We start from the raw sequence: 22931 nt of genomic DNA on the forward strand, positions 1-22931 counted from the left end.
CCAATGCCTACTTTCGGCTATACCGATGCTTCACCCCGACCGGGAAGTATTCGGGATGCCCGGTCGGATAGAGGGTGACCACCGGCTTCTGGAACTCCGCTGGCACGTAGTTGGCGAACTCGCTGTTCAGGCGGCGGAGCTGGGCCAGGATGGCGATGGCGACGGCTTCACCGAATTCATCGTCGCCCGCCGCCTCCTTGGCCAGTTCGACCGCGATGGTGAGGCGCGGTTTGGCGTCGGCCGTGCCTTCCTTCACCTGCATGACGAACTTGCCGGTCACCCGCGCTCGGATCTCGGGCTGTTCAAGCCCCAGCGAGATCGTCTCGGGGAAGACATTGGCGCCGAAGAAGGAGACGGTGAAGTCGGTGCGGCCGAACACCCAGACGAAGGGCTGGCGGCGCGGCTCCGGGCCGCCGTTCTGGCGCACCGCCGCCGCCGGGTCGCAGCCGAGGTCGCGCATCTTCGCGAGCATCGCGTCGTAGGGCATGACCCCGCCGCGATCGGCGATGTGGTAGCGGACCAGCGGGACGCCGTTCCAGCCGGAGAAGGCGAGCGACCCGTCCAGGCTCTCGAAATAACGGGCCGTGGGATCGTATTGGCAGAGCGTCGGCAGCCGCGTGTCGCCGAACATCGCTTGCGCCGCGTCGGGGCGTTCGGCGAGGAAGCGGCGGATCGCGATCGAGACCGGCGTCTCCTGGCCGAGCACGCCGGCATCGGCCGTGCCGTAGATCGAGGCGCCGAAGCGCAAAGGGTCGGCGCCGCCCAGGCGTTCCGCCACCAGATCGCGCCAGGTTTCGCTGAAGACCTCGCCGGCCATCACCAGCTTCACCTTGAAGGGCGACCAGTCGATTCCCTGGCTGCGCCCGGCATCGACCACTTCCTTGAGGAAAGGCGGGTAGCCGAGCAGCACGGTCTGCTCGAATTGCGGACCCAGGCGCTGCACCACGCGCAGGATCTCGTCGATCTTGTTGCCCGGCGTCGCGGTCACGACCGGATAGCCCTTGGCGGAGAGATGCCGCATGCAGGAGGACGTGAACATGCCGCCGACCCAGGTGCCGAGGGCGAAGCAGACCACGGCGAGGGTGCGCCGCTCATGGGCGCGGAAGGCGTCGCGGAACACCTGCTCGAAGCGCACCGCGACCGGGAACTCGTCGGCCTGGGCGCGCGGCCAGAAGGTGGGTTCTCCCGTGGAGCCCGAGGAGACGGCGAAGAAGTCGCTGCGGGTCAGCTTGCCGCCCAGCATGAGCTCGTCCAGGCTGAAGCGGCGGTTGTAGTTCTTCTTGTCCAGCAGCGGCAGGCGCGCGAAATCCGTCGCCGTCCGGATCGATGCCGGATCGATGTTCTGCTCGGCCAGGAGCTGGCGGTAGGCGGGAACGTCGCGGGCCACGGCGCGAAAGAGGTCGAGGGCTTCGCTGGCGCCGTCGCTGACTTCCCCGGCTTGCAGCAGCGCATCCAGTGGCGTCAGCAGGAAGCGCTGCGCCTCCGCCTCCGGTGCGGGCGTCAGGACGTCATGCATCGGAAAGCCTCATGCGGGTCAACGGGTTTCAACGTTCGACGGTCGGGCCGTCGCGGCGGCCGAACTTGCGGTCGGCCATCGCGGGAAGATCGTCGTCGGCCGGCCGCGGCGAGGGCGCCTTGGCCGCAGCCTGGGCGGGCTCGGGCGCGGCCGGCCGGCCGATCGCCCGATCGACCGGTTGGCCTGAGCCCAATTCCGCCGGCGCGTCGGGCGCGTCGTCCGGGTCCAGGCTGTCCTCCCGCGCCAGCTTGCGCAGGCTCTCGAGCCAGGCGGCGGTCGCATCCATGGCCGGCCCGATATTGCCGCCGAGCCAGCTGCTGCCGACGTAGGCGGTCACCGGGATCCGCAGGGTGAAGCTGGAAAGCGCCCGCCGGGTATCGACGCGGCTTTCGCCGCTGAAGGTATCGGAGACGATCCAGAACCGCCGGTCCAGGCCCATCGCCTGCAAGACGGTGCGCCGGAACGGGCGGATCGGCCCGAGGTCCTTCCAGGAGAGCCGGGTCTCGCCGAAGTAACCGCGGACCTGGATGCCGAAGCGGTCGACGATGAAATGGCTGTGCGGCGATCCCCCGGCCATGTTCAGCAGCGAGAGCGCGAGGGCCACCAGGCCGAACAGCAGCACCGCGACGGTGACCAGCAGGAACGGCAGCCGGACGCCGCTCAAGCCCAGCCATTCGCCGAAGCTCATGTTCATGTTCTCGGTTGCCGTGCGGTCGGGCAGGTAGCCCGTCATGAAGGCGAGGCCGAACAGGATGATGATGACCGCGCCGATCACATTGCCGAGATGCTGGCTCTGCTTGGGCACGAATTTGGCGGGAAGCTGCATGTTCTCTCAGAGCCGGTGAAAGCGTTTGAACCAATCGACGAAGCGCGGCACGCCCACGGAGAGCGGCGTCTTCGGCTCGAAGCCGTATTCGCGGCGGGCCAGCGTCACGTCGGCATAGGTTTCCTGGAGATCGTCCTTCTTCATCGGCTCGTTCTCGATGATCGCGGGCACGCCCAGCGCCTTCTCGATCTCGGCGATGAACTCGCTCAGGGAATTGCTGCGGTCGTTGCCGATGTTGACGGTCTGGTGCGGGATGAAGGCATCCGCGGCCACGCCTTCGGGCCGGCGCAGCGGCTGGTCGAGTGCGGCGACGATCGCATGCACCGCGTCATCCACATAGGTGAAGTCGCGGCGGAAGTCGCCCTTGTTGTAGACCCGGATCGGCCGCTTCGCGGCGATCGCCTGGGTGAAGGTGTAATAGAACATGTCGGGCCGGCCCCAAGGCCCGTAGATCGCGAACAGGCGAAGCCCGGTCATCGGGACTTGCGTGATGTTGGCATAGGCCGCCGCCAGCAGTTCGTCGGCGCGTTTCGAGGCGGCATAGATGGAGCGCGGCTGGTTCGCCTGGTCGGCCTCGGAGAACGGCACCTTGCGATTGCCGCCATAGACCGCCGACGAGCTGCCGTAGATGACGTTCTTCAGGTGCCTGAGCTTGCGGCATTCCTCCAGCAGCACGAACATCCCGGAGATATTCGTGTTCAGGAAGGCCTGCGGGTTGGCGAGGCTGTGGCCGACGCCGACCTGGGCCGCCAGATGGACGATGCCTTCGAGATCGGGGTAGAGGGCAAAGACCGCGCCGGCCGCCTGGGCATCGCCGATGTCGAGATAGTGGAAGGTGAAGTTGGCGTCCTCCTCCAGCTCGGCGAGCCGCGCCTCCTTGAGCTCGAGGGAATAGTAGGCGTCCATGTTGTCGACGCCGATGACCTTGTCGCCGCGCTGGAGCAGGCGCTTCGCCACGTGCATCCCGAGGAAACCGGCCGCGCCGGTAACGAGAATGGTCATGGGGCAAGGTTACTGCGGCCCGAACCAGCTGGACAAGGTCGGGCTTTTGGTTTCAAGGTTCGGCCCACACCGGTTTGGAGGATTTCATGTCGCTGGCGGCTGTCGCGCTGGACGACAAATATGTGCAGGACAAGGGCCGTGTCTACCTGACCGGCACCCAGGCCCTGGTCCGGCTGCCGCTGATGCAGCGTCGCCGCGATCTCCTGGCCGGCCTCAACACCGCCGGCTACATCACCGGCTATCGCGGCTCGCCCCTGGGCGGACTGGACACCGCCGCGACTCAGGCGCGGCGCTTCCTCGAGGCGCACCATGTCCGCTTCCAGCCGGGGGTCAACGAGGACCTGGCGGCGACCGCGGTCTGGGGCACGCAGCAGAACGATCTCTTCGGCGACGCGATTTACGACGGCGTCTTCGCCATGTGGTACGCCAAGGGTCCCGGCGTGGACCGTTCGGGCGATGCGCTCCGCCACGGCAACCTCGCCGGCTCGTCCAAACATGGCGGCGTGCTGGTCCTGGCCGGCGACGACCATACCTGCAAGTCCTCTACCACCGCGCATCAGAGCGAATACGCGCTGATGGATGCCAACATCCCGGTGCTCAATCCCTCGGGCGTGCAGGAAATCCTCGATTTCGGCCTGCACGGCTGGGCGATGTCGCGCTGGAGCGGCGCCTGGGTCGGCCTGAAGGTCACGGCCGAGACGACCGATGTCGCCGTCTCGGTCGATCTCGACCCCGCCCGGGTCGAGGTGCGGCTGCCGACCGATTTCCAGATGCCGCCGGGCGGCCTCTCGATCCGCTTCCCAAGCTCGCCGCTGGCGGGACCCCAGGCGCTGGAGCAGGAGTTACGGCTGCACAAGCACAAGGTCGCCGCCGCCGTCGCCTATGCCCGCGCCAATGGGCTCGACCGCATCGTCAGCGATGGCCCGGGACGCAGGTTCGGCATCGTCACCTGCGGCAAGTCCTATCTCGATGTCCGCCAGGCGCTGGAAGACCTCGGCATCGACGAGGCCGAGCTGCGCCGGCTCGGCGTCTCCCTCTATAAGGTCGGGCTCACCTGGCCGTTGGAGCCGCAGGGTGCGCGCCGCTTCGCCGAAGGCCTGGAAGAGGTCCTGGTCATCGAGGAGAAGCGGGCGCTGATCGAGACCCAGCTGAAAGAGCAGCTGTTCCATCTGCCCGACGGCAAGCGACCGCGCATCATCGGCAAATATGACGAGAGCGGCGCCTGGATCCTGCCCTCGGCTGACGAGCTTTCGGCATTGATGATCGCGCGGGCCATCGTGACCCGCATCGCCCGGCTGCAGCCGGTGCCAGAACTGGAGGCGCGGCTGCACAAGCTGGAGCAGCGCGAAGCCAGCCTGAAGTCGATCCAGCCGCCGATCCGGCGCATCGCCTATTTCTGCTCCGGCTGCCCGCACAACACCTCGACCAAGGTGCCGGAGGGCAGCACAGCGCTGGCCGGTATCGGCTGCCATTACATGTCGCTCTGGATGGACCGCAACACCGCGACCTTCACCCAGATGGGCGGCGAGGGCGGCACCTGGATCGGCCGCGCGCCGTTCTCAAAGACCAAGCACGTCTTCCAGAACATGGGCGACGGCACCTACTACCATTCCGGCAGCCTCGCGATCCGCGCCGCGGTCGCGTCCAACACCACCATCACCTTCAAGATCCTGTTCAACGACGCGGTCGCCATGACCGGCGGCCAACCGATGGACGGGCCGCTCTCGCCCGGCATCATCGCCCGCCAGTTGGCCGCAGAGGGCGTGAAGAAGATCGCGGTCTTGAGCGAAGCGCCGGAAAACTACGCCGAGAGCGAATTGCCGGCCGGCACGCCGCTCCGCCACCGCGACGACCTCGACGAGATCCAGCGCGAGTTCCGCGAGATCGAGGGCGTCACCGCGATCATCTACGACCAGACCTGCGCCGCCGAGAAAAGGCGTCGCCGCAAGCGCGGCCTGATGGTCGACCCGCCGAAGCGCGTCTTCATCAACCAGGAGGTCTGCGAAGGCTGCGGCGATTGCGGCACGCAATCCAACTGCCTCAGCGTGACGCCGGTGGAGACCGCCTTCGGCCGCAAGCGCGCCATCGACCAGTCGAGCTGCAACAAGGATTTCTCCTGCCTGAAGGGCTTCTGCCCGAGCTTCGTCACCGTCGAAGGCGGGCGCCTCAGGAAGCCGAAGCCGGTCGAGGCCGGCGACATCGCCCTGCCGGAGCCGAGCTTGCCGAAGCTTGACCCGTCCTACGGCATCCTGGTGACCGGCATCGGCGGCACCGGCGTCGTCACCATCGGCCAGCTCCTCGGCATGGCGGCGCATCTCGAAGGCAAGGGTGTCTCGGTCATGGACATGACCGGCCTCGCGCAGAAGGGCGGCGCGGTGCTCTCCCATGTGCGGATCGCCGATAAGCCGGATCGCCTGCACGCGGTCAGGATCGGCACCGCGCAGGCCGACCTGCTGCTCGGCTGCGATCTCGTCGTCTCGGCGGGGCCCGATGCACTTGGGCGCGCCGGCCGCGAACGCACCACGGCGATCGTCAACGCCCAGGAGACCGTGACCGGCGACTTCACCCGCAACGCCGACTGGGAATTCCCCGCCGCCAAGCTGCAAGCGATGATCCGCGATGTGATCGGCAAGGCGGTGGATTTCCCCGACGCGACCCGGCTCGCGACCGCGCTGATGGGCGATGCGATCGCCACCAATCCCTTCATGCTCGGCTTCGCCTACCAGCGCGGCCTGATCCCGGTCTCCTCCGAAGCCATCCTGCGCGCGATCGAATTAAACGGCGTCGCCATCGAGTTCAACAAGCGCGCCTTCCATTGGGGCCGCCGCGCCGCGCTGGATCTTGCTGCGGTCGAACGGATCGCAGCACCCGCGAAGGCCGCAATCCCGGAGACGCTGCCGGAGATCGTCGCCCATCGCCGCCGGCATCTCACCGACTATCAGGATGCCGCCTATGCCGACCGCTATCAGGCGCTGGTGGACCAGGTCGCCGCCGCCGAACGCGCGCGGCTGCCGGGCAGCGATGCGCTGGCGCGCGCGGTCGCCCGGAACTACGCGAAGCTGCTCGCCTATAAGGACGAGTATGAAGTGGCGCGGCTCTATACCGACGGCGGCTTCCGCGATCGCCTGGCGCAGCAATTCGACGGCGACTTCGCGCTCAAGGTCCATCTGGCGCCGCCGCTGTGGGCCAAGCGCGATCCCGCCACCGGTCATTTGAAGAAGCAGGCCTATGGCGGCTGGGTGCTCCGCGCCTTCGGCCTGCTGGCGAAGTTCAAAGGCCTGCGCGGCACCAAGCTCGATGTCTTCGGTTATTCCGCCGAGCGCCGCGAGGAGCGCAGGCTCATCGCCGAGTACGAAGCCTCGATCGCCACGCTCATCGCGGCACTCACCCCGGCCAATCATGCGGCGGCGGTGGCCCTGGCATCGCTGCCGGAAGCGATCCGCGGCTTCGGCCATGTGAAAGCGGCGAGCATCGCCAGGGCCGAGCAGCGACGGGGCGAGCTGCTCACGGCGTTCCACAACCCGCCGGCCGAGAACCGCGCCGCGCAATAGTGCGCCGCGAAATTCGCGATTCGTCATGCGCTTGCTCCGGCGCATCGCCGGGTTTCCGCCGGATCGCCAGCCCTGATCGCGCGCAACGCCGGTACGCTTTTCAGGCCATGCCTAACCCCAGGCATTACAACCGTGAACAAAACGGGGGCGAAGCGCGCGGGCGGCCCCAAATCGTTGGCGCAAATGGCCTTGCCGGACCAAAGAGGGTTGAAATCTCTCGAAGCTATGCAACAAGATCGCAACAACTGGGTGTGATGCCCGGGATCCGGCGGCTGCTTGCCGCCAGCGGGACCCGACATGGTCCAATGAGTGGGAGGCTTACCTAATGAAAGAAGCTCTTCGGAAGCTGATGCTTCCGGCGGTGGCGGCGGCTGGCCTGATGGCCGGCGCCTTCAGCGCGCAAGCGGAGTCCGTTCTGCACCGTGGCAACGGCGCCGAACCCGAGACGCTCGATCCGGCCAAGTCGACCGGCGTCATCGAATCCAACATCCAGTACGAACTGCTCGAGGGTCTGACGACCTACGCCGAGGACGGCGCGGTGGCGCCGGGCGTCGCCAAGAGCTGGGACGTGAGCGACGACGGTCTCACCTACACCTTCCACCTGCGCGACGAGAAATGGTCGAACGGCGATCCGGTGACCGCCGCCGACTTCGTCTATTCCTTCCAGCGCCTGCTCGATCCGAAGACCGCTTCGGACTACGCACCGATCGCCGACGTGATCGCCGGCGCCGAGGAGATCCGCAAGACCGCCCCGGACAAGACCCCGGACTTCAGCAAGCTCGGCGCCAAGGCGACCGACGACCACACCCTGGTCGTCACCTTGAACAAGCCGACGCCGTACCTGCTGTCGCTGCTCCGTCACTCGAGCTTCCTGCCGGTGCACAAGGCATCGGTCGAGAAGTTCGGCGCCGACTGGACCAAGCCGGGCAACTTCGTCGGCAACGGCGCCTTCACGCTTTCCGAGTGGACGCCGCAATCCTCGCTGACCGTGGTGAAGAACCCGAACTTCTACGACGCCGCCAACGTCAAGCTCGACAAGATCATCTACTACCCGACCGAGGACATCGGCGAGGAGTTCAAGCGCTATCGCGCCGGCGAGCTCGACATCACCTATGAAGTGCCCTCGGACCAGATCAAGTTCATCGAGAGCAAACTGAAGGACGAGTATGAGGCGAAGCCCTATCTCGGCACCTACTACTACGTCATCAACCTGACCCGCGAGCCGTTGGGCAAGCAGAAGTCGATCCGCGAGGCGCTGGCCCTGGCCATCGACCGCGACACGCTCGCCGACAAGGTCACCCAGGGCAGCTTCCTGCCGGGCTGGTCCTGGGTCCCGCCGGGAACCGGCGAGTACCAGAACACCTATGTCAGCTTCAAGGACATGAAGCAGGCCGACCGCGTCAAGAAGGCCAAGGAGCTCTTGAAGGAAGCCGGCTATGGCCCCGACAAGCCGCTGAAGCTGGAGATCCTCTACAACACCAGCGAGAACCACAAGAAGATCGCGATCGCGGTCCAAAGCATGTGGAAGAAGGTCGGCGTCGATGCCACGCTGAATAACCAGGAGTGGCAGGTCTATCTCGACACCCGCGACAACAAGGCCTACGACGTCGCGCGGGCCGCCTGGATCGGCGACTATGCCGACCCGATGACCTTTCTCGACATCTTCCTCTCCGATGCCGGTGTCCGCAACGACGCGGGCTACAACAACCCGAAGTATGACGAGCTGGTGAAGAAGTCGGCCGGCATCTCCGATCCGAAGGAGCGGATGCAGGTCCTGCAGGACGCCGAGAAGATCTTCCTCGACGACCTGCCGCTGATCCCGCTGCTCTACTACAAGACCAAGCACATGGTGTCGAAGAAGGTCCATGGCTGGACCTACAACAACCTCGACTTCCATCTCGGCCGCTACATGTCGGTCAACTAAGCGCTCGGTGCGGGCCGCCGGCGGCTAGCCGGCGGCCCGTCCTTCGCGGACCCGAATACCTTGCTCAATTTTTTCCTGCGGCGTCTCGGCGGCGCGATCCCGACGCTGTTCGTCATCATTGCGATTTCGTTCTTCATGATCCGCCTGGCGCCCGGCGGACCCTTCGCGCGCGAGCGCCAGGTGCCGCCCGAGGTGCTGGCCGCGCTGAACAAGCAGTATCACCTGGATGAGCCGCTCTGGCAGCAGTTCGGGCGTTACATCTGGGACCTGCTGCACGGCGATTTCGGCCCCTCGTTCAAGTACAAGGATTTCCGCGTCACCGACCTGATCCTGCAGGGCTTCCCGACCTCGCTGCAGCTCGGCCTGCTGGCGATCAGCCTCGCCTTGATCATCGGCCTGACGCTCGGCATCTGGGCGGCGCTCCGCCAGAACACCATCGTCGACTACACGACCATGGGCGTCTCGATGCTGGGTATCGCGGTGCCCAACTTCGTGGTCGCGCCGGTCCTCACCCTGGTCTTCGGCCTGATGCTGAGCTGGCTGCCGGTCGGCGGCTGGGGGCATCCCGCCAACTACGTGCTGCCGGTGATCGCGCTCTGTCTCTCGCAGATCGCCGCGATCGCGCGCCTGATGCGCGCCAGCATGATCGAGGTGCTTAGAAGCAACTATGTCCGCACCGCCCATGCCAAGGGCCTGCCGGAGCGGATCGTGCTGCGGCGGCATGCGATCCGCGCGGCACTGCTGCCGGTGGTCTCCTTCCTCGGCCCGGCGATCGCCAACATCATCACCGGCTCGGTGGTGATCGAGCAGATCTTCTCGATCCCGGGCATCGGCCGCTACTTCGTGCAGGCCTCCTTGAACCGCGACTACACCATGGTCATGGGCGTCACCGTGTTCTACGGCGCACTGATCATCTTCTGCAACCTGCTGGCGGACCTTGCCTATGGGTTGCTCGATCCCAAAGTCCGCTACGACTGAGGGCGCCATGACCGATATCCCGCTCCCCAGCAACACCCCCGTCGAAGTCAAAGGCCGCAGCCTCTGGGCCGACGCCCGGCGCCGCTTCATGCACAACAAGGCGGCGGTGGTTTCGCTGGTGGTTTTGGCGATCATCGCCGTCGCCTGTTTCGCGGCGCCCTATCTCGGCCTGCGCAGCCCGGACGACGTGAACTGGGACCTCGACCCGCTGGCCTCGCCGCCGAACCTGGAGCAGGGCTACTATTTCGGCACCGACGCCAACGGCCGCGATCTCTTCGTGCGCACGCTCTACGGCGGCCAGGTCTCGCTGATGGTCGGCTTCGTCGCGACGCTGGTCAGCCTGATCATCGGCACGCTCTGGGGCGCCACCGCCGGCTTCCTCGGCGGCCGGATCGACGGCCTGATGATGCGGATCGTGGACATCCTCTACTCGGTCCCCTTCATCTTTTTCGTGATCCTGCTGACGGTGGTGTTCGGCCGCCAGATCGTCCTGATCTATCTCGCGATCGGCGCGGTCTCCTGGCTCGACATGGCCCGCATCACCCGCGGCCAGACCATCAGCATCAAGCGCCGCGAGTTCATCGAGGCCGCCCATGCCAGCGGGGTCTCGACCTGGCGGATCATCACCCGGCATGTGATCCCGAACTGCCTCGGCCCGGTCGTGGTCTATGTCACGCTGACGGTGCCGAACGTGATCCTGATCGAGAGCTTCATCAGCTTTCTCGGCATGGGCGTGCAGGAGCCGGATTCCAGCTGGGGCACCCTGGTCGCGGAGGGCTCGTCGGTGATGGAGATCGCGCCCTGGCAGGTGCTGGGGCCGGGCATCGTGCTGGCGGTCACCTTGCTCTCGCTGAACTTCATCGGCGACGGGTTGCGCGACGCGCTCGACCCGAAGGACCGCTGAGCCAAGATGAGCAAGGTCCTCGAAGTCACCGATTTGAAGACCACCTTCTCCACGCCGGAAGGCGAGGTGAAGGCGGTGGGCGGCGTCGACTTCAGCATCAACAAGGGCGAGACCTTGGGCGTGGTCGGCGAATCCGGCTCCGGCAAGAGCCAGATCTTCATGTCGATCATGGGCCTCTTGGCGCGCAACGGCCGCGCCGCCGGCAGCGTCAAGTTCCAGGGCGAGGAGATCCTTGGGCTTCCGGTCAAGGACCTGAACCGGGTGCGCGGCGCCAAGATGGCGATGATCTTCCAGGACCCGATGACCTCGCTCAATCCCTACCTTTCGGTCCGCCGCCAGATGACCGAGGTGCTGATGCTGCACAAGGGGCTGACCGAAGAGAAGGCCGCGGCGGAATCGGTCGCGATGCTGGAGAATGTCCAGATCCCGGAAGCCAAGCGCCGCCTCAACATGTTCCCGCACGAGTTCTCCGGCGGCATGCGCCAGCGGGTGATGATCGCCATGGCCTTGCTCTGCGGCCCGGAACTCTTGATCGCCGACGAGCCCACCACCGCGCTCGACGTGACGGTCCAGGCGCAGATCCTGGAAGTGCTGGTCGGATTGCAGCGCGACTTCGGCATGGCGATCGCGCTCATCACCCACGATCTCGGCGTAATCGCCCGCATGGCGGACCGGGTCATGGTCATGTATGCCGGCGGCATCGTCGAGAAGGGTTCGGTCCGCGACCTCTTCAAGGACCCGCAGCACCCTTATACCCAGGGCCTGCTGGAATCCATGCCGCGGCTGGACGAGACGGAATCGACGCGGCTCATGACCATCGGCGGTCAGCCGCCCAACCTGCAGAACCTCCCTAGCGGCTGCAGCTTCCGCGACCGCTGCCGCTATGCCTTCGAGCGCTGCCCGGTCGAGCGGCCGATTCTGACGCTATTTGCCGAGGGAAGGAGCAAGGCATGCCATCTGCCCAGCCTCTGATGACCCCGACGGGTGCGCAGACCGCTAGCAAGGGCGCGCCGCTGCTGACAGTCCAGGATCTCAAGGTCTATTTCGAGGTCGGCGGCAACCGGCTGCTCGGGAAGCAGCCCGGTGTCGTGAAGGCGGTGGACGGCGTCTCCTTCGACCTCCGCGCCGGCGAGACCCTGGGGCTGGTCGGCGAGTCCGGCTGCGGCAAGTCGACGCTCGGCCGCGCGGTGCTGCGGCTGCTGCCGATCCATGCCGGCCGCGTGGTCTGGCTGGGCCAGGACCTCGCCAAGCTCAGCGAACACGACATGCGCGGCGTGCGCCGCGACATGCAGATCATCTTCCAAGACCCGCTGGCGAGCCTCAACCCGCGCATGACGGTGGGCGAGATCATCGCCGAGCCGCTGCAGACCTTTCAGCCGACCCTGAGCAAGGCCGAGGTCCGCGAGCGGGTGAAGGGGATGATGGCCAAGGTCGGCCTGCTGCCGAACCAGATCAACCGCTATCCGCACGAGTTCTCCGGCGGCCAGTGCCAGCGCATCGGCATCGCCCGGGCCATGATCAACGAGCCGAAGCTCATCGTCTGTGACGAACCGGTCTCGGCCTTGGACGTCTCGATCCAGGCGCAGATCGTCAACCTGCTGATGGATCTGCAGCGCGAGATGGGCATGTCGCTGATCTTCATCTCGCACAACCTCGCGGTGGTGAAGCATATCAGCCACCGGATCATGGTGCTCTATCTCGGCAAGATCATGGAGATCGCCGACCGCAACTCGATCTACGCTGACCCGCTGCATCCCTATACGCATGCGCTCAACTCCGCGATCCCGCTGCCCGATCCCGAGCAGGAGCGCGGCCGCTCGCGCATCGTCTTGAAGGGCGACCTGCCGTCGCCGCTCAATCCCCCGTCTGGGTGTCCATTCCGGACCCGCTGCCCGCGCGCGACCGAGATCTGCGCCCAGGTGATGCCGGATCTGCTTCCGGCGAAGCCCGGTCACCTTGTCGCCTGCCACCACGCCGACACACCGCGCAGCAATTGAAGCCAGGCGCGGAAGGGTTCCAAGTCAGCCAATGTCGAGTGAAGCCGCTTCGTCCGCCCGCGCCGGCGGCTCCCGCTTGATGGCGGCGCTTTCGCTCTGCGGCGGCATCGCGATCTTCTCGTCGCAGGACTGGATCCTGAAATACGTCAGCGGCACCTATCCCTTGAGCGAGGCGATCGCGATCCGCACCATCGCGGCGCTGCCCTTCCTCTGCATCATGGTGCACCGGAGCGGCGGCCTGGCACGGCTGGTCTCCCGTCGCTTCTACAAGCACGTGATCCGCGGCCTGATCATGCTGTCGGCCTACAGCACCTATTATCTGGCGCTGCCGGCCATGGATCTCGCCGAAGCGGTGACGCTCTATTTCACGGGACCGCTGTTCATCACCGTCCTCGCTATCCCGATGCTCGGCGAGCGGCTCCAGGCGAAACGCGTGATCGTGCTGCTGGTGGGCTTCCTGGGCGTGATCGTGACCTGCCGCCCGGGCGCCGGGGTCTTCGACCTGGCGAGCCTGCTGCCGGTCTTTGCGGCCTTCACCTATGGCGTCGCGCAGCTGATGGCGCGGCAAATGGGCGGCAGCGAAAGCGCCGCGGTCATGGGCTTCTACCAGAACATCATGTACATGATCGGCGCCATCGTGCTCGCCGCCCTGTTCGGCCACGGCGCCTTCGCCTATGAGGGGATGCACCCCAGCCTCGGCTTTCTGCTGCGCCCCTGGTCCTTCGAGCGGCCGACCGATCTGCTGCTGCTCGCCTGCTGCGGCCCGATCGCCGCCGCGGGCACGGTGCTCTTGAGCCATGCCTATCGCATCGCCGAGGCGAATTACGTGGCGCCGTTCGAATACACCGCGCTGATCTGGGCCGCGAGCTGGGGGTTTCTCATCTTCGACGAGATCCCCACCGTCTACACCTATGTCGGCGCCGCGCTCATCGTCGGCGCCGGACTCTACATGCTATTTTCGGGACGGAAGAGCGAGGCGCGCGCCTAACTCCGCTCGTAGAGCTTCTTCAGCGTCTCGCCGTATTTCTCGCGGATCACATGGCGGCGGATCTTCAGCGACGGCGTCAGCATCGCGTTGTCGATGGTGAAGCCTTCGGGCGTCAGCGCGACGCGGCGGATCTTTTCCAGCGCCGACATCTTGGAATTCACCCGGTCGATCGCGGCGTTCATGGCCTTGATGAAGCCGGGATTGGCGCACAAAGCCGTGAGATCATTGGCGACGCCGTTGGCCTTCGCCCAGTCCGCCGCGAATTCCGCATCGGGGACCACCAGCGCCACCAGATGCGGGTGCTTGTCGCCGTAGATCATCGCCTGGGCGATCTCCGGCTGCAGGATCAGGAAGCCCTCGATCCGCGCCGGCGAGACGTTGTCGCCGCCGGACAGCACGATGATGTCCTTCTTGCGGTCGGTGATCTTCAGATAGCGGTCCTGGTCGAACTCGCCGATGTCGCCGGTATGCAGCCAGCCATCCTGGATCGCCTTGGCGGTCGATTCCGGGTCGTTCCAATAGCCCTTCATCACCGCTTCACCCTTGACCAGGATCTCGCCGTCCTCGGCGATCTTGGCCTCGAGGCCGTGGAAGATCGGCCCGACCGTATCGATCTTGATCTTCTTCGGCCGGTTGGCGCTGATCACCGGCGAGGCCTCGGTCTGGCCGTAGCCCTGCAGCAGCGGCACGCCCAATGAGAGGAAGAAGACGCCGATCTCGTAGTTCAAGGCGGCGCCGCCCGAGACGAAGGCCTTGAGGCGGCCGCCGAATCGCTTGCGCACCTTGCGCCGCACCAGCACCTCGCAGAGCAGGTTCTGGATCTTCTCGACCAAGGTCAGCGTGCCGGGATGCTCGTAGTTCTTCCGCCCCAGCCGGAGTGCCAGGTCGAACAGCTTCTTGCGCGCGGGCGGCGCCTTGGCGAGGCCGCGCAGGATCTTCTGGTGCATTGCCTCGTAGAGCCGCGGCACCGCGGTCATGATGGTCGGCCGCGCCTCGGCCATGTTCTCGACCAGCTTCTCGACGCTCTCGGCGTAGTAGATCTGGGCGCCGAGGCTGATCGGCAGGAACTGTCCGGCGGTATGCTCGTAGGCATGGGAGAGCGGCAGGAAGGAGAGGAAGACGTCGCCGCCCAATCCCACTTCCTTCACCAGCTCGAAGGCGCCCTTGATGTTGCAGAGGATCGAGCCGTGGGTCAGCGTCACACCTTTCGGCACGCCGCCGGTGCCCGAGGTGTAGATGATGCAGCAGGTGTCGCCGCGCTGCTGCCTGGCGATCCGCGCCTCGACTTCGGCTGTTCCTTCCGCCGAGGGGCCGGTCGGGGAACTCGGCTGCTCGACCAGGTCCTTCCAATCGACCAGGCGGAAGCGGGGGCTCTGCTGCAGGTCGAGCCCGTCGATCGCGATCAGGAATTCGAGTTCCGAGGCCTGCACCGCCGCCGGCAGCAGGCGCTTGGCGATCGTGCCGCCGGCGACGATCGCGCCCTTGGCGCCGCTATGGGTCAGGATATGCCGGTGGTCGTCCGGCGTGTTGGTGGCGAAATGCGGCACCGTGATGCCGCCCGCCGCCATGATCGCGAGATCGGCGATCAGCCATTCCGGCCGGTTCTCGGAAATCAGCGCCACCCGATCGCCGGGCTGGATGCCGAGGCCGATCAGCCCGCGCGCCAGCGACCTCACCCGTGCCGCCACCTCTCCCCAGGTCATCGGTACCCAGGCGCCGTTCTGCTTGGAACGCAGCAGGGGCTCACGCGAGAGCTTGGCGGCCTGATCGAAGAACAGCCGCGTCAGGCTTGGAACCGCGTCGTAATTCATGCGCTAGTCCTGGATTGCCCCAATTCGTCCTGGTCGAGCGTGCACTTGGCCATCCGCCCCCGCCTCCCATATAAGGGAGGCTGATTTTCTGCAAGGAGCAAGCCGATTCCCATGAATGCCCCGGTTCCCCCCGTCACCTTCGCCGCCGTTACCGAGGCCGCCGCGCCGGAAACCCCGAGCCTCGGTGCCTTGCCGAACTGGAACCTGGCCGACCTCTACAAGAGCCCGACCGCGCCGGAGATCGAGCAGGACCTGAAACGGGCCGCCGCCGCCGCGGGCGACTTCCGCAAGGCCTTTGAGGGCAAGCTGGCCGCCATCGACGGCGCCGCTTTCCTGAAGGCGGTCACCGAATACGAGATGATCCAGGAGCTGCTCGGCAAGGTGATGAGCTATGCCCAGCTGGTCTATGCCGGCAACATGGCGGACCCCGAGCTCGCGCGCTTCCAGCAGAATATCAACGAGCGGGTCAATGCGATCTCGGTCGAGGTGCTGTTCTTCTCCCTAGAGCTCAACAAGCTGGAAGACTCCAACCTTGCCGCCAAGCTGAAGCACGAGCCGCTCCGGCGCTACCGGCCCTGGCTCGATGCCGTGCGCCTGTTCCGCCCGCACCAGCTCTCCGACGAGGTCGAGCGCCTGCTGCATGAGAAGCACGTGGCAGGGAGCGCCGCCTGGCAACGCCTGTTCGAAGAGACGCTCGCCGACATGCGCTTCGAGATCCAGGGCAAGAAGCTGACCTCGAACGAGGCGCTGAACCTGATGACCGATCGCGATCCGGTGAAGCGCAAGGCGGCGGCCGACGGGCTCGCCAAGGGCCTCAATGCCGAGAAGCGGGTCTTCGCGCTGATCACCAACACGCTCGCCAAGGACAAGGACATCGAGGACAAGTGGCGGAAGTTCAAGGCCCCGGTCTCCTCGCGCAACCTCGCCAACCAGGTCGAGGACGAGGTGGTCGATGCGCTGGTCTCCGCCGTGAAGGCAAGCTATCCGCAGCTATCGCACCGCTACTACCGCCTGAAGGCGAAGTGGATGGGCGAGACCGCGCTCGAGTTCTGGGACCGCAACGCGCCGCTCCCCAGTGACGACGACAAGCTCATCACCTGGCCCGAAGCGCGCAAGCTGGTGCTCGACGCCTATGCCGCCTTCTCGCCGGAGCTCGCCTCGGTCGGCAGGACCTTCTTCGACCAGAACTGGATCGACGCGCCGCCGCGCCCCGGCAAGGCGCCCGGGGCCTTCGCGCACCCGACCGTGCCGAGCGCACATCCCTACCTGCTGATGAACTATCACGGCCGCACCCGCGATGTGATGACGCTGGCGCACGAGCTCGGCCACGGCGTGCACCAGGTGCTGGCCGCGCCCCAGGGCCAGCTGCTGGCCGACACCCCGTTGACGCTGGCCGAGACCGCCTCGGTGTTCGGCGAGATGCTGACCTTCCAGGCGCTGCTGAAGCGCGAGACCGACAAGACGAAGCGCAAGATCCTGCTGGCCGGCAAGGTCGAGGACATGCTGAACACCGTCGTGCGCCAGATCGCCATGCACGAGTTCGAGCGGCGCCTGCACGACGCGCGCAAGAACGGCGAGCTCTCCGCCGACGAGATCTCCGCGATCTGGCTCGAGACCCAGCGCGAGGCCCTGGGGCCCGGGATCAAGCTGCCCGACGGCACCGACTATGCCGTCTTCTGGAGCTATATCCCGCATTTCATCCATGTGCCGTTCTACGTCTACGCCTATGCCTTCGGCGACTGCCTGGTGAACTCGCTCTACGCGGTCTACCAGGGGGCGGAGCAGGGCTTTGCACAGAAATATCTCGACATGCTGAAGGCCGGCGGCACCAAGCGGCACAAGGAATTGCTGGCGCCCTTCGGACTCGACGCCTCCGATCCCGGCTTCTGGACCAAGGGGCTCGGCGTGGTGAAGGGCTTCATCGACGAGCTGGAGAAGCTCTGATCACAGCTAAGCCATTGATTGGCCCTAATAGTGACAAGGTGATTTTCCAGGATCGGATTTGGTTCTTCTAGACCCGCATCAGGGACAGCATGGCCGATAAGGAAGCGAACTCACTCGGCGGCCGGGTCCGCCGTTACGCCAAGGTCGGCCGCGCCATGGCCGGCATCGGCGCGCGGATGGCCGGGAGCCGCTATCTCGGCCTGGAGCTCGATCGCGGCAAGAATGCCGCCGAGCTGAAGGCGGCGCTCGGCGGCTTGAAGGGCCCGCTGATGAAGGTGGCGCAGATCATGGCCACCATCCCCGACGCCCTGCCGCGCGAATACGTGCAGGAACTGCAGCAGCTGCAGTCCAACGCGCCGGCCATGGGCTGGCCCTTCGTGAAGCGCCGCATGGCGGCGGAGCTGGGCGAGGGCTGGCAGCAGCGCTTCAAGGATTTCAGCCACCAGGCCGGTGCCGCCGCCTCACTGGGGCAGGTGCACCAGGCGCATGCGAAGGACGGCAAGCTGCTGGCCTGCAAGCTGCAGTATCCGGACATGAAATCCGCGGTCGAAGCGGATCTTCGCCAGCTGAAGCTGATCTTTAGAATCTACGAGCGCGCCGACAAGGCGATCTCGACCGAGGAGATTCATTCCGAGATCGCCGACCGTCTGCGCGAGGAACTGGATTACGAGCTGGAAGCCCGGCATATGGCGCTCTACCGCCTGATGCTGGCCGATGAGGCGAACGTGCATCTGCCCGAGCCCCAGCTCGACCTCACGACCAAGCGGCTGCTGACCATGACCTGGATCTCCGGCCAGCCGCTGATGCAGTTCCTGGATGCGAAGCCGTCGCTGGAGCTCCGGAACAAGGTCGCCTTCAACATGTTCCGTGCCTGGTACGTGCCGTTCTATGAATACGGTGTTATTCACGGAGACCCGCATCTCGGCAACTACACGGTGCGCCCGGCGGGTGCCAAGGACGCCGGCGACGTCAACCTGCTCGACTTCGGCTGCATCCGGGTGTTCGAACCGAAATTCGTGAAGGGCGTGATCGATCTCTATTTCGCGCTGCTGAACGACGACCGCGACCTTGCGGTCCATGCCTATGAGAGCTGGGGCTTCAAGGGCCTCTCCAAGGACGTGATCGACGTCCTCAACCGCTGGGCCCATTTCGTCTACGGACCCCTGCTCGAGGACCGCGAACGCAAGATCCAGGACGCCGAGACCGGCATCTACGGCCGCGAAGTCGCCGAGGGCGTGCATGCCGACCTGCGCCGCCTCGGCCCGGTGACCCCGCCCAAGGAGTTCGTCTTCATGGACCGCGCGGCGATCGGGTTGGGCTCGGTCTTCATGCACTTGAAGGCCGAGATCAACTGGTACCGCCTGTTCCACGAACTGATCGAGGACTTCGACGCGAAGGCGCTGGAAAAGCGGCAGAAGGCGGCGCTGAAGAAGGCGGGCGTTACTGGGGCGCTGGCCCGCCCCAGCTCGTGAGCGCCTTCTTCTTGGCGTCGCGCATCTCGTCCGGCGACGCGCCGTAGTTGAAGCCGTAGGGCACCGCCTCGAACGAGCCGTAGCTGGGATTGGGCAGCATGATCCAGTCCTTGGTCCAATGCGCGGCGCTGTCGTCGAACACCTTCTGCCGGTCCGCCTCCGTCCCCTTGTAGGCATCGACGAAGTCGCCGAAATTGTCGCCGATCAGCAGCAGCACCCGGTAGTTCTTGGCGATGAAGGCGCGCCGCGTGCCCTTGGCCGAGGTCCAGTCCTCCTTTTCCTTGGAGAACAGGAAGGTGTCGACATTGCCGCCCATCGGGAATTTGAGCGCCTGCATGTTCTCCCGGGTGGCCTGCTCCATATCGGCGGTGCGGTTGGTCACGTAGAAGACCTTGATGCCCCGAGCATTGGCATAGCGGGTGAAGGCGACGGCGCCGGGCACCGCCGTGGAGACCTTGGCCTCGACGAAGGCCTTCCAGGTCTCGTTGCTGAAGGGCTTGCCCGAGGCGATGTTCCAAGCCTGGTATTTCGAGTTGTCCAGCATGGTCTCGTCGGCATCGACGACAATCGCCGGCGGCAGCTTGGAGTAGTTGCCCTTCTGAACGTCCGGCACGGCGGTCCACCACGGATCGCCCATCGCCTGAATCAGGCGCCGCTTGGCCAGCGCGAAAGCAGCCATCGTGCTGGCCTGGTACTCGACCGAGTGCTGCATCCACAGGACGGCATTCAGATTGTCGTCCGGCATCACGGGTGCCGCGGCCGGCGTATTCTCCTGCGCGGCGGCGGCAACGGACAAGACGGCCGGGAACAGCAGGGCGGCGGCGAGAGCGAGCAGGCGTGTGCGATGCATGATGGCGCCTCGGCGTAGGGGAAGGGTCAGGGAGCGTAGCATGGGCCGTCCATCTTAGGGAGGAGCGCGGGTTTGCCGCGAATCCGGCCGTTCTCAGCCCTTGTTCGCATGCGCAAAAGAAGGCACATTACGCCCCCGGCCGTGGGGAAAACGGCCGCGGCAAACGAAGAACAGGGGCCGGAACACGCATGAAAATCGGCATCGTCAAGGAACGGCGCGAGGGTGAACGCCGCTGCGCCGTGTCGCCGGACACCGTCAAGAAATACGTCGGATTGGGCGCCCAGGTCGCGATCGAGACCGGCGCGGGCCTTTCCGCCGCCATCACCGACGACGCCTTCAAGGCGGCCGGTGCCGAGATCGTCGGCGACGCCGCTGCGGCCTTGAGCGGGGCGGATCTCGTCCTCAAGGTACAGCGCCCCGACAGCGACGAGCTGGGGGCCATGAAGCGCGGCGCGGTGCTGGCCGCGATCCTCAATCCTTACAACGCGAAAGAGTCGATCGCCGACTACGCCACGCGGGGCATCGATGCGCTGGCGATGGAACTGGTCCCGCGGATCACCCGGGCCCAGGCGATGGACGTGCTCTCGTCCCAGGCCAACCTTGCCGGCTATCGCGCGGTGATCGACGCCGCGGCGGAGTTCGGCCGGGCCTTCCCGATGATGATGACCGCAGCCGGCACGGTCGCGCCGGCCCGGGTGCTGATCATGGGCGTCGGCGTCGCCGGCCTGCAGGCCATCGCCACCGCCCGGCGCCTCGGCGCCATCGTCAGCGCGACCGACGTGCGCCCGGCCACCAAGGAACAGGTGAACTCGCTGGGCGCCACCTTCGTCGCGGTCGAGGACGAGGAGTTCAAGCAGGCGGAAACCACCGCCGGCTACGCCAAGCCGATGAGCCCGGAATACCAGGCGAAACAGGCGGCCCTGATCGCCGAGACCATCAAGAAGCAGGATATCGTCATCACCACCGCCCTGATCCCCGGCCGCAAGGCGCCGGAGCTGGTGACGGCGGAAATGGTGCAGTCGATGAAGCCCGGCTCGGTCATCATCGACCTCGCGGTGGAGCAGGGCGGCAACTGCGCGCTCTCCGAGCTGGGCAAGGTGGTCGAGAAGCACGGCGTGAAGATCGTCGGCCACGCCAATGTGGCCAGCCGGACGGCCGTGGATTCGACGGCGCTCTACGCGAAGAACCTGCTCAATCTCGTGCAGCTCCTGGTCGACAAGGAGACCAAGGCGCTGAAGATCAACTGGGAGGATGAGATCGTCAAAGGTGTCGCGCTGACGCGCGACGGCCAGGTGATCCACCCCAACTTCAAGAGCTGAGGAACCAGCCCATGAATCCGGAAGAACTCTCCCAGAAAGCCGTCGATCTCGCCAATGCCGCGCAGGACGTCGCGGCCCAGGCCGGCAAGCTGTCGCAGGACGTGACCTCGATGGCGGTCCAGGCGGTCGCCGAGCAGTCGGGGCATACGCCCTTCGTGCAGCTCTTCACCGTCTTCGTGCTGGCCTGCTTCGTCGGCTACTACGTGGTCTGGCGCGTGACGCCGGCCCTGCATTCGCCGCTGATGGCGGTCACCAACGGCATCTCCTCGGTCATCATCGTCGGCGCGCTGATCGCCGCCGGTCCGGCCGAGTTCGACATCTCGAAGATCATGGGTCTGGTCGCCGTTGCACTCGCGGCGGTGAACATCTGCGGCGGCTTCCTGGTCACGCATCGCATGCTCTCGATGTTCAAGAAGAAAGAGCCGGCGAAGGGAGGCAAGTAACGTGAGTCAGAATCTCGCCGCATTCCTCTACCTGATCGCCTCAGTCTGCTTCATCATGTCGTTGCGCGGGCTTTCCAGCCCGGAGACGTCGCGCGGCGGCCTGCGCTTCGGCATCGTCGGCATGATCATCGCGATCGTAACCACCTTGCTGCTGCCGAGCGTCCATTCCTACCTCTCGATCCTGGTCGCCCTGGTCATCGGCGGCGGTGTCGGCGTGGTGATCGCCCAGCGCATCCAGATGACGGCCCTGCCGCAGCTGGTCGCCGCCTTCCACAGCCTGGTCGGTCTCGCCGCGGTCGCGGTCGCGGGTGCCGCCTTCTACGACCCGCAGGCCTTCGGGATCGGCGAAGTCGGTGCCATTCACGCCGGCAGCCTGGTCGAGATGAGCCTCGGCGTCGCGGTCGGCGCGGTCACCTTCACCGGCTCGATCGTTGCCTTCGCCAAGCTGCAGGGCCTGGTCTCCGGGGCACCCTTGGTGTTCAAGGGCCAGCATATGTTGAATGCCGGCCTCGGCATCGCCATCGTCGTGCTGATCGTGCTGATGATCCTGCAGCAATCGCCGCAGCTGTTCTGGGGCCTGGTGGTCGTCTCGCTGATCGTCGGCTTCCTGCTGATCCTGCCGATCGGCGGCGCCGACATGCCGGTGGTCGTCTCCATGCTGAACAGCTATTCCGGCTGGGCGGCCTGCGGCATCGGCTTCACGCTCTCCAACCCCTTGCTGATCGTTACCGGCGCGCTGGTCGGCTCGTCCGGTGCGATCCTCTCCTACATCATGTGCAAGGGCATGAACCGCTCGATCTTCAACGTGATCCTGGGCGGATTCGGCACCGACAGCGGCGGCGCCGCTGCCGCCGGCGGCAAGGGTGCGGACCGCCCGGTGAAGTCGGGCAGCGCGGAGGATGCGGCCTTCATCATGAAGAACGCGAGCCATGTCATCATCGTGCCGGGCTACGGCATGGCGGTCGCCCAGGCGCAGCATGCGCTGCGCGAGATGGCGGACCTGCTGAAGAAGGAGGGCGCCAAGATTTCCTACGCGATCCATCCGGTCGCGGGTCGCATGCCCGGGCACATGAACGTGCTCCTGGCTGAGGCCAACGTGCCCTATGACGAGGTCTTCGAGCTCGAGGATATCAACCGCGAGTTCCCGCAGGCCGACGTCGCCTTCGTGATCGGCGCCAACGACGTGACCAATCCGGCGGCGAAGACCGACCCGAAGAGCCCGATCTACGGCATGCCGATCCTCGACGTCGAGGCGGCGAAGACCGTGCTGTTCATCAAGCGCTCGATGGCCTCGGGCTATGCCGGCGTCGATAACGAGCTGTTCTTCCGCGACAACACGATGATGCTGTTCGGCGACGCGAAGAAGATGTGCGAGGAGATCGTGAAGGCGCTCGACTGATCGGGAG

At 65.9% G+C, this 22931-nt stretch carries 17 protein-coding genes; 12 read left to right on the forward strand and 5 right to left on the reverse strand.

What is annotated here, in order from left to right:
- Positions 1–7: 7 nt before the first annotated feature.
- The 3 genes from ACYQ4T_RS05080 to ACYQ4T_RS05090 are packed head-to-tail and all read right to left on the reverse strand — an operon-like array spanning position 8 to position 3344.
- Positions 8–1516 (reverse strand): phenylacetate--CoA ligase family protein, encoded by a 1509-nt coding sequence (locus ACYQ4T_RS05080; protein WP_459851191.1) that lies wholly within the window; start codon positions 1514–1516, stop codon positions 8–10.
- A 28-nt stretch (positions 1517–1544) separates the two neighbouring features.
- Positions 1545–2342: a hypothetical protein gene (locus ACYQ4T_RS05085; protein WP_459851192.1), complete on the reverse strand. Its 798-nt coding sequence runs from the start codon at positions 2340–2342 to the stop codon at positions 1545–1547.
- Between the two features lie 6 nt (positions 2343–2348).
- Positions 2349–3344, reverse strand: a complete 996-nt coding sequence (locus tag ACYQ4T_RS05090) for an NAD-dependent epimerase/dehydratase family protein (protein WP_459851193.1) — start codon at positions 3342–3344, stop codon at positions 2349–2351.
- A gap of 86 nt (positions 3345–3430) precedes the next feature.
- Between ACYQ4T_RS05090 and ACYQ4T_RS05095 the strand changes: the two genes are divergently transcribed.
- The 7 genes from ACYQ4T_RS05095 (at position 3431) to ACYQ4T_RS05125 (ending at position 13686) form a co-directional block, all read left to right on the forward strand.
- Positions 3431–6895 carry an indolepyruvate ferredoxin oxidoreductase family protein gene (locus ACYQ4T_RS05095; protein WP_459851194.1) on the forward strand — a complete coding sequence of 1155 codons (3465 nt, stop codon included), beginning with the start codon at positions 3431–3433 and terminating at the stop codon, positions 6893–6895.
- A gap of 325 nt (positions 6896–7220) precedes the next feature.
- On the forward strand, positions 7221–8819 hold the full coding sequence (locus tag ACYQ4T_RS05100; RefSeq protein WP_459851195.1) for a peptide ABC transporter substrate-binding protein: 1599 nt from the start codon (positions 7221–7223) through the stop codon (positions 8817–8819).
- A 60-nt stretch (positions 8820–8879) separates the two neighbouring features.
- Positions 8880–9797: an oligopeptide ABC transporter permease OppB gene (gene oppB, locus ACYQ4T_RS05105; protein ID WP_459851196.1), complete on the forward strand. Its 918-nt coding sequence runs from the start codon at positions 8880–8882 to the stop codon at positions 9795–9797.
- A gap of 7 nt (positions 9798–9804) precedes the next feature.
- Entirely contained in the window at positions 9805–10701 is an 897-nt protein-coding gene (locus tag ACYQ4T_RS05110; protein ID WP_459851197.1) for an ABC transporter permease subunit, read from the forward strand.
- Positions 10702–10707: 6 nt separating this feature from the next.
- A complete protein-coding gene (locus ACYQ4T_RS05115; RefSeq protein ID WP_459851198.1) occupies positions 10708–11673 on the forward strand; it encodes an ABC transporter ATP-binding protein in 966 nt (321 codons plus the stop codon).
- Complete coding sequence (locus ACYQ4T_RS05120) at positions 11652–12698, forward strand: ABC transporter ATP-binding protein (protein ID WP_459851199.1); 1047 nt, start codon at positions 11652–11654, stop codon at positions 12696–12698. Before ACYQ4T_RS05115 ends, ACYQ4T_RS05120 begins: the two co-directional genes overlap by 22 nt.
- Positions 12699–12729: 31 nt before the next feature.
- A complete protein-coding gene (locus ACYQ4T_RS05125) occupies positions 12730–13686 on the forward strand; it encodes a DMT family transporter (protein WP_459851200.1) in 957 nt (318 codons plus the stop codon).
- Here ACYQ4T_RS05125 and ACYQ4T_RS05130 read toward each other — a convergent pair.
- Positions 13683–15497, reverse strand: coding sequence for an AMP-dependent synthetase/ligase (locus ACYQ4T_RS05130; RefSeq protein ID WP_459851201.1), 1815 nt, complete (start codon positions 15495–15497; stop codon positions 13683–13685). The genes ACYQ4T_RS05125 and ACYQ4T_RS05130 overlap by 4 nt on opposite strands.
- A 111-nt stretch (positions 15498–15608) precedes the next feature.
- Here ACYQ4T_RS05130 and ACYQ4T_RS05135 point away from each other — a divergent pair, with 111 nt between their 5' ends.
- A complete protein-coding gene (locus ACYQ4T_RS05135) occupies positions 15609–17441 on the forward strand; it encodes a M3 family oligoendopeptidase (RefSeq protein ID WP_459851202.1) in 1833 nt (610 codons plus the stop codon).
- 89 nt (positions 17442–17530) lie between these two features.
- Positions 17531–18913, forward strand: a complete 1383-nt coding sequence (locus ACYQ4T_RS05140) for an ABC1 kinase family protein (RefSeq protein ID WP_459851203.1) — start codon at positions 17531–17533, stop codon at positions 18911–18913.
- Here ACYQ4T_RS05140 and ACYQ4T_RS05145 read toward each other — a convergent pair.
- Entirely contained in the window at positions 18882–19763 is an 882-nt protein-coding gene (locus ACYQ4T_RS05145) for a 5'-nucleotidase, lipoprotein e(P4) family (protein ID WP_459851204.1), read from the reverse strand. The two genes, ACYQ4T_RS05140 and ACYQ4T_RS05145, sit on opposite strands and share 32 nt — an antisense overlap.
- Before the next feature lie 188 nt (positions 19764–19951).
- On the opposite strand from ACYQ4T_RS05145, the gene ACYQ4T_RS05150 reads away from it, so the two are divergent.
- From ACYQ4T_RS05150 to ACYQ4T_RS05160, 3 genes are read left to right on the forward strand one after another with little or no spacing between them, the layout of a single operon-like run.
- On the forward strand, positions 19952–21082 hold the full coding sequence (locus ACYQ4T_RS05150; protein ID WP_459851205.1) for a Re/Si-specific NAD(P)(+) transhydrogenase subunit alpha: 1131 nt from the start codon (positions 19952–19954) through the stop codon (positions 21080–21082).
- Positions 21083–21093: 11 nt separating this feature from the next.
- The gene (locus tag ACYQ4T_RS05155; protein ID WP_459851206.1) at positions 21094–21525 is read left to right on the forward strand and encodes an NAD(P) transhydrogenase subunit alpha part 2; all 432 of its coding nucleotides are present in this window, start codon (positions 21094–21096) and stop codon (positions 21523–21525) included.
- Position 21526: 1 nt separating this feature from the next.
- Complete coding sequence (locus ACYQ4T_RS05160; protein WP_459851207.1) at positions 21527–22924, forward strand: NAD(P)(+) transhydrogenase (Re/Si-specific) subunit beta; 1398 nt, start codon at positions 21527–21529, stop codon at positions 22922–22924.
- The last annotated feature ends 7 nt before the right edge of the window (positions 22925–22931 follow it).

It is taken from the genome of Dongia sp. agr-C8 (assembly GCF_054658695.1).